The 13246-nt window shown below is 66.1% G+C and carries 14 protein-coding genes; 11 read left to right on the top strand and 3 right to left on the bottom strand.

All coding sequences use genetic code 11. The features are described from left to right. Positions 1–6: 6 nt before the first annotated feature. The 3 genes from pgsA (at position 7) to ACT3S2_RS13075 (ending at position 1706) form a co-directional block, all read left to right on the top strand. The gene (pgsA, locus tag ACT3S2_RS13085; RefSeq protein ID WP_444561787.1) at positions 7–615 is read left to right on the top strand and encodes a CDP-diacylglycerol--glycerol-3-phosphate 3-phosphatidyltransferase; all 609 of its coding nucleotides are present in this window, start codon (positions 7–9) and stop codon (positions 613–615) included. Continuing rightward, entirely contained in the window at positions 612–1100 is a 489-nt protein-coding gene (locus tag ACT3S2_RS13080) for a CinA family protein (protein ID WP_444554607.1), read from the top strand. Before pgsA ends, ACT3S2_RS13080 begins: the two co-directional genes overlap by 4 nt. Before the next feature lie 168 nt (positions 1101–1268). After that, positions 1269–1706 carry a helix-turn-helix domain-containing protein gene (locus ACT3S2_RS13075; RefSeq protein WP_444554606.1) on the top strand — a complete coding sequence of 146 codons (438 nt, stop codon included), beginning with the start codon at positions 1269–1271 and terminating at the stop codon, positions 1704–1706. Between the two features lie 78 nt (positions 1707–1784). Here ACT3S2_RS13075 and ACT3S2_RS13070 read toward each other — a convergent pair whose 3' ends face one another. Continuing rightward, the gene (locus ACT3S2_RS13070) at positions 1785–2264 is read right to left on the bottom strand and encodes a MarR family winged helix-turn-helix transcriptional regulator (RefSeq protein WP_444561786.1); all 480 of its coding nucleotides are present in this window, start codon (positions 2262–2264) and stop codon (positions 1785–1787) included. Between the two features lie 48 nt (positions 2265–2312). Between ACT3S2_RS13070 and ACT3S2_RS13065 the strand changes: the two genes are divergently transcribed. From ACT3S2_RS13065 to dapF, 6 genes are all read left to right on the top strand, one after another. After that, positions 2313–2534 (top strand): DUF3046 domain-containing protein, encoded by a 222-nt coding sequence (locus ACT3S2_RS13065; protein WP_444561785.1) that lies wholly within the window; start codon positions 2313–2315, stop codon positions 2532–2534. A 197-nt stretch (positions 2535–2731) separates the two neighbouring features. Continuing rightward, the gene (gene recA, locus ACT3S2_RS13060) at positions 2732–3784 is read left to right on the top strand and encodes a recombinase RecA (RefSeq protein WP_444554648.1); all 1053 of its coding nucleotides are present in this window, start codon (positions 2732–2734) and stop codon (positions 3782–3784) included. A gap of 41 nt (positions 3785–3825) precedes the next feature. After that, a complete protein-coding gene (locus tag ACT3S2_RS13055; RefSeq protein ID WP_444554603.1) occupies positions 3826–4467 on the top strand; it encodes a regulatory protein RecX in 642 nt (213 codons plus the stop codon). Positions 4468–4528: 61 nt separating this feature from the next. After that, positions 4529–6052, top strand: a complete 1524-nt coding sequence (gene miaB / locus ACT3S2_RS13050) for a tRNA (N6-isopentenyl adenosine(37)-C2)-methylthiotransferase MiaB (RefSeq protein WP_444561784.1) — start codon at positions 4529–4531, stop codon at positions 6050–6052. Between the two features lie 6 nt (positions 6053–6058). Further along, on the top strand, positions 6059–6973 hold the full coding sequence (miaA, locus tag ACT3S2_RS13045) for a tRNA (adenosine(37)-N6)-dimethylallyltransferase MiaA (protein WP_444561783.1): 915 nt from the start codon (positions 6059–6061) through the stop codon (positions 6971–6973). 9 nt (positions 6974–6982) lie between these two features. Next, on the top strand, positions 6983–7924 hold the full coding sequence (gene dapF, locus ACT3S2_RS13040) for a diaminopimelate epimerase (RefSeq protein ID WP_444561782.1): 942 nt from the start codon (positions 6983–6985) through the stop codon (positions 7922–7924). Here dapF and ACT3S2_RS13035 read toward each other — a convergent pair. After that, positions 7921–8568: a class I SAM-dependent methyltransferase gene (locus ACT3S2_RS13035; protein ID WP_444554599.1), complete on the bottom strand. Its 648-nt coding sequence runs from the start codon at positions 8566–8568 to the stop codon at positions 7921–7923. The genes dapF and ACT3S2_RS13035 overlap by 4 nt on opposite strands. 188 nt (positions 8569–8756) lie before the next feature. Between ACT3S2_RS13035 and hflX the strand changes: the two genes are divergently transcribed. Next, positions 8757–10331 (top strand): GTPase HflX, encoded by a 1575-nt coding sequence (gene hflX / locus ACT3S2_RS13030; protein WP_444554598.1) that lies wholly within the window; start codon positions 8757–8759, stop codon positions 10329–10331. Further along, complete coding sequence (locus ACT3S2_RS13025; protein ID WP_444561781.1) at positions 10324–12342, top strand: ATP-dependent DNA helicase; 2019 nt, start codon at positions 10324–10326, stop codon at positions 12340–12342. Before hflX ends, ACT3S2_RS13025 begins: the two co-directional genes overlap by 8 nt. 53 nt (positions 12343–12395) lie before the next feature. Here ACT3S2_RS13025 and lexA read toward each other — a convergent pair whose 3' ends face one another. Next, positions 12396–13130: a transcriptional repressor LexA gene (gene lexA, locus ACT3S2_RS13020; RefSeq protein ID WP_444554596.1), complete on the bottom strand. Its 735-nt coding sequence runs from the start codon at positions 13128–13130 to the stop codon at positions 12396–12398. Between the last annotated feature and the right edge of the window lie 116 nt (positions 13131–13246).

The raw sequence follows: 13246 nt of genomic DNA, 5'->3' as shown, positions 1-13246 counted from the left end.
GAAAGGGTGACTGATACACCTGCAGGACCGGCCCCCGGCCATGTCCCGACCCTGAACATCGCCAACGTCCTGACGACCCTGCGGATCATCATGGTCCCCTTCTTCGTCTGGGCGCTGGTGGCCGATGACCAACAGCACGCGGCCTTGAGATGGGTGGCCGTCGGCCTCTTCGTCGTGGCCATGTATACGGACAAACTCGACGGGGACCTGGCCCGCAGCCGCGGGCTGATCACCAACTTCGGGAAGATTGCCGACCCGATCGCCGATAAGCTCCTGCTGGGGGCCGCCCTTGTGACCCTGTCGTGGCTGGGCGAACTCTGGTGGTGGATCACCATCGTCATCCTGGTGCGCGAGCTCGGGATCACGCTGCTGCGCTTCGCCGTGCTGCGCCGCGGGGTCATCGCCGCCTCGCGCGGCGGGAAGCTGAAGACCGTCACCCAGACGGCAGGCCTGTTCCTGCTGTTGCTGCCGTTCACCCCGGCGATCACCTGGCTGTCCATCGTGGCCCTGATCGTGATCCTGCTGGCCGCACTGATCACCGTCTACACGGGGATCGACTACATCATCCAGGCCGCGCGGATGGCCCCGGCCGGCCAAGGGACCGAGACCCCGTGACCGGCGGTGGCACCCCGGCGCTGGCCGCACGGATCATCTCCGAGGCGACCCGGCGGGGGATCACCGTGGCGACCGCCGAGTCGCTGACGGCAGGTTGGATCTCCGCCGCGTTGGCCGATGTCCCCGGAGCCTCGGCCGTGCTGCGCGGGGGAGTGGTCAGCTACCACAACCAGGTCAAGCAGGAGGTGCTGGGCGTCGACGCGTCCCTGCTGGAGAGCAGGGGGTCCGTCGATGCGGAAGTGGCCCGTCGGATGGCGGTCGGGGCCCGCCGGATCTGCACCAGCGACGTCGCCGTTGCCAGTACCGGGGTGGCCGGCCCGGATGCCCACGACGGCAAGGAAGTCGGGACGGTCTTCATCGGCCATGCCGGGCCCCACGGTAGCGGCGCGGTCGAATTCCGGTTCACCGGAGGACGGCAAGCCATCCGCGCCCAGGCCTGTGAGAGGGCACTGGAACGACTGCTGGAACTCATCGAGGCGGAATGAGCCTCCACCACCGGCGCGGAATACTGGCTGTGGGGGCAGTTTTGTGACTAGGCTGGGGGCTGGGGAACAAAATCGAGGTCCCGTTAGTTGAAAAAACTACAGGGTCCATGACAGGACCCATCGGCCAGGGACACCTGGCACAGGATCAAAAGGAGTAAGGCGATACACATGGTCAAGCAACCCGTATCCGTAAACGGCGTCGTCCGTTGGCGCGATGTGGGACTGACAGAAGATGCCCATCGCGAGCATAAGGAGCCCAAAATGGTAGTACTCCGCCACGAGATCGGAGACGTCCTGAGGGATGTCCGCCAGCGTCAGGGCAGGACCCTACGCGAGGTCTCGCATAATGCCCGTGTTTCCCTTGGTTACCTCTCCGAGGTGGAGCGTGGACAGAAGGAAGCGTCGTCCGAACTGCTCTCATCGATTTGCGGGGCATTGGACGTTCCGTTGTCCTTGATGCTTCGCGAGGTCAGCGACCGGGTCGCGATGGCCGAGGGCGTCGACATCCCCGACACCGTCCCGTCGGACCTCACCAACGAGTTCGCCACGGTCCTTCCCGAGGAATGGACCGAAGGCCTGGCCCAGGGCATGGCCCCGACCCACTAACGCCGGGAACATCCCCTCACGCCATGACAGCAGGGCAGCCGTTCACACGGCTGTCCTGCTTTCCGTTAACGACGTGCTTCAGCCCCGATCATTCAAATAGGAGCCGTTCAGCTTGGTCAGCAAGGCGGCCAACGACAACAACTCCTCGTCGGGCCAGTCGGCGAGCAGGTCTTGGAAGACATGCTGGCGGGAGGTCTGCGCCGCAGCCAGTTGCCGTGCCCCGGCCGGGGTCAGGGTGATCGACTGGGCCCGGCCATCCGAGGGATCGGCGACCTTGGCCAGCACCCCCAGCTCCTCGAGCATCTTGACCTGGCGGCTCACCGAGGGTTTGCCGACGCCGATCTCCGCAGCCAACTCGGTCAACCTCAGGGTCCCACGACGTTGCAGCGCCGCCAACAGGCCGTAGGCTCCCGGCTCCATATCGGGGTGGACCTGCTTGGCGACCTTATTGCCATTGGCCCGGGCCCGACGCCAGAGGAAACTGAGCTGCTCCTCCATGTCATGGATGGCTCGGGTGCGCTGGGCCACTGCCTCATCTGCGGGATCGGGTGCATTCATGGCACCATCTTAGGGTCGGAGGGACCAACCCGTGGAAGAATGGACAACGTGAGACTCAGTGATTTCTGGCGCCTGATGGACGACGAGTTCGGTGCGGGCTACTCCCGTGTGCTGGCCTCCGAGCTGGTCCTGTCCGAACTGGGCGGCCTCAGCGCCCAGGCGGCCCTGTCCTCGGGCGTCGACCCCCGCCGCGTCTGGTGGGCCATCTGTGAGAAACAGGACGTTCCCCCCGCACGGCGGCTCGGACGCGATGTCGCCCCGAAGCAGTAATCGGCCATGACACGCCGAACACTCGTTCGAACATGTGTTCGGAACAGCTGTAAGCTGTCCACAGAGACATGGCACGGGTGGCGGACCGCGGTTCTCCACAAGGGACGACGGCCCGCACCAAATTATCCGGTGCGGCGCATACCGTGTGAAACAGGACGACAACAGGCCGTAGGGCCGCAAGACAACCGAGGTGAATGATGGCCGCAGCAATGGACCGCGAAAAGGCTCTCGAATCAGCGCTGGCACAGATCGACAAGCAATATGGCAAGGGTTCGGTGATGCGTCTGGGGGACGATACCCGAGCCAGGATCGAAGTCATCCCGACCGGCTCGATCGCCATGGACATCGCCCTGGGCATCGGCGGGCTGCCGCGTGGCCGTGTCGTGGAGATCTACGGACCGGAATCATCCGGTAAGACCACGTTGGCGCTGCACGCAGTCGCCAACGCCCAGGCCAACGGCGGCATTGCCGCCTTCATCGATGCCGAGCACGCACTGGATCCCGAGTACGCCAAGAAGCTCGGCGTCGACACCGACGCCCTGCTGGTGTCCCAGCCGGACACCGGTGAGCAGGCGCTGGAGATCATGGACATGCTCGTTGGTTCCGGCTCCCTGGACGTCGTGGTCATCGACTCGGTGGCCGCCCTGGTGCCGCGCGCCGAAATCGAAGGCGAGATGGGCGATAGCCACGTCGGCTTGCAGGCCCGCCTGATGAGCCAGGCGCTACGTAAGATCGCCGGACGGCTGAGCCAGACGAAGACCACTGCGATCTTCATCAACCAGTTGCGCGAGAAGATCGGCGTCTTCTTCGGCAGCCCCGAAACCACCACCGGTGGCAAGGCGCTGAAGTTCTACGCCTCCGTGCGGATCGACGTCCGTCGCATCGAGACGCTCAAGGAGGGAACCAACCCGGTCGGGAACCGGACCCGGGCCAAGATCGTCAAGAACAAGATGGCCCCGCCCTTCAAACAAGCTGAATTCGACATCCTCTACGGCGTCGGGATCTCCCGTGAGGGTGGCCTGATCGACATGGGCGTCGAAGAAGGCTTCGTGAAGAAGTCGGGGGCATGGTTCACCTACGACGGTGACCAGCTCGGCCAGGGCAAGGAAAATGCGCGTAAGTTCCTGCGGGACAACCCGGATCTAGCCGATGAACTGGAGCGTCGCATCAAGGAGAAGCTGGGTATCGGCGCCCTGCCGCCGGAGGAGCCGGGCGATGCGCAGCTACGCGCCGTGGGCAAGGACTCCTAGGCGTTCGAACGCAACGAAGTACAGGCCGGGAGGGGGCGTCGGTGGAGGGAGACAGCGCTGCCATGGAGGCCGGTGACCTGAACCGGGAGACCCTGTTCCCCCGCGAAGACACCGCACCGCTGGACGCGGCGGAGGACCACCGGGCCGAGCAGGAGCCTGGTGGTCGAGGCGGTGGGCGCGGACACCGGTCTCCCGGTCCTGACCCGGAGAAGGACCCCGAGGCGGCGGCACGGGCGATCGTCCTGCGACAGCTCACCGGTTCGCCCAAGAGTCGTCGGCAGTTGGCCGACAAGCTCTCGGAGCGGGGGATCCCGCGGGACGCGGCCGAGGGCATCCTGGATCGATTCGAGGAACTTCAACTCATCGACGATGCCGCCTTCGCCGAGGCCTGGGTGCGTAGCCGTGCCCGCAGCCGGGGACTGTCTCGCAGCGCCTTGCGCCGCGAGCTGCGGGAGAAGGGCATTGCCGACGAGCTCTCCGATGAGGCGCTGGAACAGCTCAGCGGGGCCGATGAGTTGGAGATGGCCCGCGAACTCGTGGAGAAGAAGGTCAGGTCGATGCCGGCGGGACTGGACCACGACAAGGGGGTCCGGCGGCTGGTGGCGATGCTCGGCCGCAAGGGGTACGGGTCGGGGACCGCCTTTCGTGTCGTCAACGAGATCTGGACCGCCGACCGCGACTGAGCCCTGCCCTGCCAAAACGCCCAGGTTCCTTCACCGATGATGCGTTCGGTACTCTGGGGGAGTGAGTTCGACCATGCCCAGCCCCGATACAGCCCCGCCCCTCGACGAAGCGCAACGCAGCTACGAGGTGCGCACCTACGGCTGCCAGATGAACGTCCACGACTCCGAGAGACTGGCAGGACTGCTGGAGCAAGCCGGCATGGTGCCCAGACGCGATCCGGACACGGAAGCCGACGTCGTCGTGTTCAACACCTGCGCCGTCCGGGAGAACGCCGATAACAAGCTCTACGGAAACCTGGGGCGTTTGGCGCACGTCAAGGAGCAGCACCCAGGCATGCAGATCGCCGTCGGTGGGTGCCTGGCACAGAAGGACCGCGAGACGATCCAGCGCAGGGCCCCGTGGGTCGACGTCGTCTTCGGAACCCATAACGTCGGTTCCCTGCCCACGCTGCTCGAACGTGCCCGCCACAACAACGAAGCCCAGCTGGAGATCCTCGAATCCCTCGACGTCTTCCCCTCGACCCTTCCCACCAAACGCGATTCGGTCTACGCCGGCTGGGTCTCGATCTCGGTGGGCTGCAACAACACCTGTACCTTCTGCATCGTGCCCTCGCTGCGTGGCAAGGAGCGGGACCGCCGCCCCGGTGACATCCTGGCCGAAGTCCAGGCCCTGGTCGACGACGGGGCCATCGAGGTCACCCTGCTGGGCCAGAACGTGAACTCCTACGGTGTTGAATTCGGGGATCGGCTGGCCTTTGGCAAACTGCTCCGGGCCTGCGGACGGATCCCCGGACTCGAACGCGTCAGATTCACCAGCCCACACCCCGCGGCCTTCACCGACGACGTCATCGAGGCGATGGCCGAAACCGATAATGTGATGCCGCAACTGCATATGCCCCTGCAGTCCGGGTCCGACCGGGTGCTCAAGGACATGCGCCGCTCCTATCGTTCCAAGAAGTTCCTGGGGATCCTGGACCGGGTACGTCAGCGCATGCCCGAGGCGGCCATCACCACCGACATCATCGTTGGCTTCCCCGGGGAAACCGAAGAGGACTTCCAGGCGACCCTGGATGTCGTCGAGCAATCCCGGTTCGCCAGCGCCTTCACCTTCCAATATTCCAAGCGCCCCGGGACCCCGGCGGCCGAACTGGCCGATCAGCTGCCCAAGGAAGTCGTCCAGGAACGCTACGAACGGCTGACCGCGCTCCAGGACAGGATCTGCGCCGAAGAGAATGCCCGGCAACTCGGCCGTGAAGTCGAAGTCATGGTCACCGCACAGCCGGGACGCAAGGCCGAGCAGACCCACCGGCTGACGGGCCGTGCCCGCGACCAGCGGCTGGTCCACTTCTCCGTGCCCGACGGCGCCGAAGCCCCCCGTCCGGGTGACCTGGTCAACGTCACGATCACTGAAGCCGCAGCCTTCCACCTGATCGCCGATCCACCGACCACGGCCCAATACCACCTGCGTCGTTCACGCGCCGGGGACGCCTGGGACCGCTCGCAGGCCGACTCCTGCGGCACCGGCCAGGGGGCAGCGGGCCAGGGCGTCTCGCTGGGCATGCCCGCCCTGCCCCCGCGCGCTTAGCCCGGCATGAGGCCACTGATCGCGATCGTCGGGCCAACGGCCACCGGCAAATCCGACGCCGCCATCGCCCTCGCCCGGCGCCTCGACGGGGAAATCGTCAACGCCGATGCCCTGCAGTTCTACCGCGGCATGGACATCGGCACGGCCAAACTGGCCCCGGCCGAGCGGGGTGGGGTCCCGCACCACCTGCTGGACATCATGGACATCGACGATGAAGCCAGCGTGGCCACGTTCCAACAGCAGGCCCGGGAAGCGATCGCCGGCATCCAGGACCGTGGCCGGCTGCCGATCCTGGTCGGCGGCTCCGGACTCTACGTCCGGGCCGTCATCGACGAACTCGAGTTCCCGCCCACCGATCCGACGATTCGACGGCGGCTGGAAGCCGAAGCGGCCGAGGACGGTGTGGCCGGGATGCGCCGTCGTCTGGCCGTGGCGGACCCGGTGTCATCGGCCCGGGATCTGGACGAGCGCCGACTGGTCCGGGCCCTGGAGGTCCACGAGCTGACCGGGCGGCCCTTCAGCTCCTACATGCCGCGCCGCGACTACCGGCAACCCACGCTCCAACTCGGACTCGACATCGACCGCGAACTGCTGCACGCCAAGGTGGCACACCGGGTGCGCACCATGCATGAAACCGGGCTGCTGGACGAAGTGGAGTCGTTGGCGGCCCTCGGTCTGCGCGAGACCAGGACCGCCTCCCGGGCCATCGGCTACGCCCAGTTCCTTCAGGTGCTGGAAGGCACCGCGACGATCGAGCAGGCCATCGAATCAACCACCGTGGCCACCCGCCGCTTCGCCCGCCGCCAAATCACCTGGTTCAGGGCCGATCCCCGGGTCCACTGGTTCGATGCCGCGGACCCGGATCTGTGGGCAGCGCTGGAAGCATCCGTGCGGGAATTCGAAGGATCCCCGGGCACGTAGGCTGGGACCATGAGCTTTACGGAATCCGATCACCCCAGCGGAACCCTGTCGGCCCTCTCGGGCCTGGACTTCACCAAGGGCCATGGAACGGGCAATGACTTCATCCTGTTCTCGGACCCGGACAACAGACAGGACATCCTTCCCGCGCAGGTGGCTTCCCTCTGCGACCGTCATCTCGGCCTCGGAGCCGACGGAGTGATCCGTGCCATCCGTTCAGAGACCCTGGCCGAGGGGCGGGAGTTGCTGGCCCGGCACCCGGAGGCCGAATGGTTCATGGATTACCGCAACGGCGACGGCTCGGTCTCCGAGATGTGCGGGAACGGGGTGCGCGTCTTCGTGCATTTCCTGGTCTCCCGTGCTCTGGTTTCCCTGGCCGACGGCGATTCCCTGACGATCGGCACCCGGGCCGGGGTGAAGGTGGTCTCCCGCTCTGCCGCCGGGTACTCGGTGGACATGGGCCCGTGGGAGTTCCTCTTCCCCGACCAGGCCCATGAACGGGCCCTGGACAGCATCGTGGACGCCTCGTTGGAGGTCCCGCGCCCGGGCCTGAGCGTGGACATGGGCAACCCGCATACGGTCGTCGCGCTCTCCGAGGCGACCGAGCTGGACCAGCTGGATCTGCACCGGATGCCGGTGGTCGACCCCGTCCCCGAGCACGGGACGAATGTGGAGTTCGTGTTGCCGTCGGATCCGCTGGTCAACGACGGTGTCGGAACCATCCGCATGCGCGTCCATGAACGCGGTGTGGGCGAGACCCTTTCGTGTGGCACCGGCGCCTGCGCCGCCGTCGTGGCGACCCGACACTGGGCCGGTGGGGCCTCGGCACGCCGCTGGGACGTGCACGTTCCCGGCGGGACCGTCTCCGTACGGTTCGTGACGGCTCCCGAGGGCCGCGAGCATGTGGTCCTGGAGGGACCTGCGGTACTGGTGGCCGAGGGGACCCTGGTCTAGTCCTTCGAGGGAGTCGTGCCCACGCCGGAGGCATCCGTGGTGTTGCGCACCCTCAGGATGCGGAAGGTCTTGGCGCTGGAGTATCGATCGACGATGAACCCGGTGGGGAGTTCCCGAACCAGCCACTGTTGCAGTGAATCCGAGCCCAGGTTCTTCTGGACGACCAACCAGGCAGTTCCGCCGACAGCCAGCCGGGGCAACCAGTGGAGCAGGATCCCATGCAGGATTTCCTTGCCCACCCGGATCGGGGGATTGGACCAGATGGTCTGGAACCTCAGGTCGTCATCGACGGCTTCGGGGGCCGTGGCCACCACGTTGTCCAGGGACAGGGCCTGCGCGTTTTCGCGGGTGAGTTCCAGGCTGCGCTGGTTGACGTCCACGGCATGGACGGTGGCGGAGGGGGAAGCCAGAGCCATGCTCAAGGCGATCGGACCCCAGCCGCAGCCGATGTCGAGCAGGTGGCCTTCCGCCGCCGGGGCGGGCACCCCGGACAGCAGGACCGCGGTTCCCTTGTCGATTCCATCCGGGCTGAAGATGCCTCCGGCGGTGTTGACGGCGTGTTCCGTGCCGCCGAGCATCACGCGGACGCTCCTGCGGGTGAATGGCGTCGACGGTTGTGCGCTGAAGTAGTGGTCCGAACCCATGGGTTGAAGATTAACCGTCAGGGTGACGCCAAAGCGAATCCTGGTCTTCCCGGCCCGACGGTTTCAGTGATAGAGTTATCCCAATCACTCACGGTTCGGGCACTCTCGGGTTTCGGCCTGTGGAGGAAACCAGCCACCTGTCGGTGACCCGGACTAGAATTGGTGTACGAATCCTTTCAAAGGGGAACATGACCACTCATAACGAGCCCAACCCGGACGATCGAAACCTCCCGGAGGACGAGATCCAATCCGTCATCGACCGTATTCTGGCCACGGACGATGCCACCGACCGTGCCACGCCCCAGCGTGCTGACGACAGGCGCGCCCAGGCGCCGCTGGGCGGCAAAGCCCTGGCCTTGGACGGCAAGGGTGACGGACACTCATCAAGCGATGGCGACCAGCGCGATCTGTCCGAACGCCATGCGCTGCGCCGCGTCGCCGGATTGTCCACCGAGCTGGAAGACGTCACCGAGGTCGAAAACCGGCAGCTTCGGCTGGAACGGGTGGTACTCGCCGGAATCTGGACCGAAGGAACGTCCCAGGAAGCGGAAAACTCCCTGCGGGAACTGGCCGCCTTGGCCGAAACAGCGGGATCGGAAGTCCTGGATGGCATGGTCCAGCGCCGCTTGAAACCGGATCCAGCCACGTTCCTGGGCTCGGGCAAGGCCCAGGAGCTGCGCGATGTCGTGGCCAGCACCGGGGCCGATACCGTGGTCGTCGATTCCGAACTGGCTCCATCCCAGCGCAGGGCGTTGGAGGACATCGTCCGGGTGAAGGTCATCGACAGGACCTCGCTGATCCTGGACATCTTCGCCCAACATGCGCAGAGCCGTGAGGGCAAGGCCCAGGTCGAACTGGCCCAGCTTGAATACCTTCTTCCCCGCCTCCGTGGCTGGGGCGAATCCATGTCACGCCAAGCCGGTGGCCGGGTCGGGACCGCGGGCGGTGGCATCGGATCACGCGGCCCCGGCGAGACCAAGATCGAATTGGACCGTCGACGGATCCGTGACCGCATGGCCAAACTCCGTCGCGAGATCAAGGGCATGAAACCGGCACGTGATGCCAAACGCTCGAACCGGAAACGCAATGCCGTTCCGGCGGTGGCCATTGCCGGGTACACGAACGCGGGAAAGTCCTCGCTGCTGAACCGCTTGACCGACGCCGGGGCGCTGGTGGAGAACGCACTGTTCGCCACGCTGGATCCCACGGTCCGGCGCACGGAAACCGAAGATGGCTTGGGGTACACCATTGCCGATACCGTGGGATTCGTCAGGTCGTTGCCCACCCAACTGGTGGAGGCCTTCCGCTCGACCCTCGAGGAAATCGCCGACGCCGATCTGATCCTGCACGTGGTCGATGCCTCCCACCCCGACCCCGAAGGCCAGATCCATGCGGTCCGGGAGGTCCTCACCGAGGTCGACGCGCAGGACATTGCAGAGATCATCGTGTTGAACAAGGCCGATATCGCCGATCCGTTCGTCGTCGAACGCATTCGTCAACGCGAACCGAACCATGTGGTGGTCTCTGCCCGGACCGGCGGGGGGATCCCCGAACTGCTTGCGGCGATCAGCGAAGCCATCCCCCGTCCGGATGTGGCCATGGAATTGCTGATTCCCTATGACCGTGGTGATCTGGTCCACCGGCTGCACGGCTCCGACGCGGAGATCCTGGAGACCGAGCACCTGGATGAAGGGACCCGTCTGTCCGTGAAGGTACGCGGTGCACTCGCCGCGGAATTGGAGCAGTTCGTCGTACATGGCTGAAGTACAAGAGGTGGTCGCCCTCCTGGATCAGGCGGTCGAACGCATGGGCGGGGAAAGCAGGCCCGGACAGCATGAGATGACCAAACAGGTCGTGGAGGCCTTCGAAAGCGGAAAGCACCTCCTGGTGCAGGCCGGCACCGGGACGGGTAAATCGCTGGCCTATCTGGTTCCGGCGATCGCCCACGCCCTCGAAGCAGATAAACCGGTGGTCGTCTCCACCGCGACCTTGGCCCTGCAGGCCCAGATCGTCGGTCGGGACGTTCCCCGGCTCCTGGAGAACCTGGATGACGAGCTGCCGCGGCACCTGGATGTCGCCCTGGCCAAGGGGCGATCGAACTATGTCTGCAAGTACAAGCTGGGAGGCGGCTACCCCGACGAGGATGAAGGGGCGCTCTTCGCGTTGGGCGATGACGGGGCGGCCCGCCCGTTGACCGCCGGCACGGGGCCCACTTCGGCACTGGGCCAGGAAGTCGTTCGCGTACGCGAATGGGCCGAGGAAACCGAATCGGGGGACCGGGACGATCTCGTCCCGGGGGTCAGCGAACGTGCCTGGCGGCAGGTCTCCGTCAGTGCCATGGACTGCCTCGGTGCCCAGCGGTGCCCGATGGCCGAGGAATGCTTCAGCGAACTGGCCCGCAAGAAGGCCGGCGATGCCGACATCGTGATCACCAACCACGCCTTGCTGGCCGTCTCGGCGTTCGAGGGATTGGCGGTGCTGCCGGAATTTGACACGGTGATCATCGACGAGGCCCATGAACTCCAGGACCGGGTCACCAATTCGGTGACCCGCCCCATCTCGGCAGCGCTGGTTGCCGCCGCGGCCACCGCGACCCGCAGAAACTGCAAAGGCGTCGCTGTCGAAGCCCTCAACCAGGCGGGTAAGACCCTGTCCGACTCCCTGGAGGGAGTGCCGACCGGGCTGCTGCCCAAGGGGCTGAACGAAGAGCAGGTCGCCGCCATCGCCGCCGTGCGCGAAGCGGCGCGTACGGCCCTGTCCGACTCGAAACCGGGGAATGGCGAAACCGCTGACGGCGGACGCCAGATGGCCCGCTCGCAGTTGATGTATCTGCAGGAACAGTGCGAACGCCTCGATGGACCCGCCGATGAACGCGAGGTCGTCTGGATATCCCGCCAAGGCAACTTCACCCCGGGGGCCGGTTACAGCGCCCCGGATGACTCGGCCCCCGCGACGATCAATGTCGCTCCACTGTCGGTGGCCGGCAAATTACGTGAGGGCCTCTTCGACGGCCGCACGGTCGTCCTGACCTCCGCGACCCTGGCCATAGGTGCTGCCTTCGAACCGGTGGCCGGATCGTTGGGGCTGCTCGGCGAGGGGGCTCCCGCGTGGACGGGCATCGATGTCGGTAGCCCCTTTGACTATGCCCGGCAGGGGATGCTCTATGTTGCGCGGCATCTGCCCAAACCATCGCGAAACGTATCGACCGAGGCCCTGGATGAGCTCGCCGACCTGATCGGGGCCTCCGGCGGGGGAGTACTGGCATTGTTCTCCTCCCGGCGGGCCGCCGAGGAGGCCGCCGAAGCGCTGCGGCCACGGGTGGACCCGGAGATTCTCTGCCAGGGCGAGTCGAGCATGTCCACGTTGGTCCGGCAGTTCGCCGATGAACGCGATACCTGCCTGTTCGGGACCATGACCCTCTGGCAGGGAGTCGACGTGCCGGGTCAGTCATGCCGGGTGGTGGTCATCGACAGGATCCCTTTCCCACGCCCCGACGACCCGCTGTCCACGGCACGCAGCCGCGACGTTGCCCGACATGGGGGCAACGGTTTCATGGCCGTCTCCGCCTCCCATGCAGCAGTCCGTCTGGCCCAGGGGGCAGGCCGGTTGATCCGTTCCACGGGGGACCGTGGCGTGGTGGCCGTCTTGGATTCACGGCTGGCCACCGAACGCTATGGAAACTACCTGCGTGCGTCGCTGCCCCCGATGTGGTCGACCACGGACAAGGACGTCGTGCTGGGGTCGCTGAGGCGTCTGGCGGCGAGCGAGGACTAGACATGAAAGGAGGGCCCGTCCGCGGACGGGCCCTCCTGGAAGTACACCGCGGCCTAGATCGAACGCATCACCGAAACGACCTTGCCCATGACGGTGGCATGATCGCCCAGGATCGGCTCGTACTGGCGGTTCTGTGGCAGCAGCCACGTGTGGCCGTCGCGCTGCCTGAAGGTCTTCACCGTGGCCTCGTCATCGAGCAGCGCCGCGACGACATCGCCGTTCTCCGCATGTTGCTGACGGCGGACGACGACCCAGTCCCCGTCACAGATGGCTGCCTCGACCATCGAATCCCCGCTGACCTTGAGCATGAACAGTTCACCGTGCCCGACGAGTTGGCGTGGCAATGACATGACATCCTCGACCGCCTGGTCCGCCAGGATTGGTCCACCGGCGGCGATGCGGCCCACCAGCGGAACCCGGGCCACCTCGTCGGAATCATCCGAGTCCACCACGGTCAGCCGGGGCCGAAGCTGCTCCGGTTCCCGCGGGGCGGGAGCCGGCTGCGAGGCCTCCGGGGTCCCGGTGACCTCGGGGGCCAGCGGGCGCAGGATCTCCATGGCCCGGGGGCGGCGTGGATCCCTCCGGATGTAGCCGAGCTTCTCCAGCTGGGCGAGCTGGTGGGTGACGCTGGACAAGCTCGCCAGCCCGACCGTATCGCCGATTTCGCGCATGGACGGCGGATACCCCTTGGCGGTCACGGCCTCCTGGATGGTTTCCAGGATCCGCCTCTGCCGGACAGTCAACCCCTTCGGTGCCTTCTTCGGCGCCGGATTCTCCGCTGAGCTCATGATCCATCCCGTCCTGGTAAATCGCCGGCGTACCGGGGCTGTGCGCAATGTGTCGGATGCAACTGGTGGACTCTCATCCATCCAGCCGATGGCTTCCACTCTAGGGCAGTCACGGA

This window comes from Arthrobacter sp. AOP36-A1-22, from assembly GCF_052377615.1.
GTDB lineage: Bacteria > Actinomycetota > Actinomycetes > Actinomycetales > Micrococcaceae > Arthrobacter_H.
The sequence above is the reverse complement of the archived record's forward strand: the minus strand, read 5'-3'. Positions and strand labels throughout refer to the sequence as shown.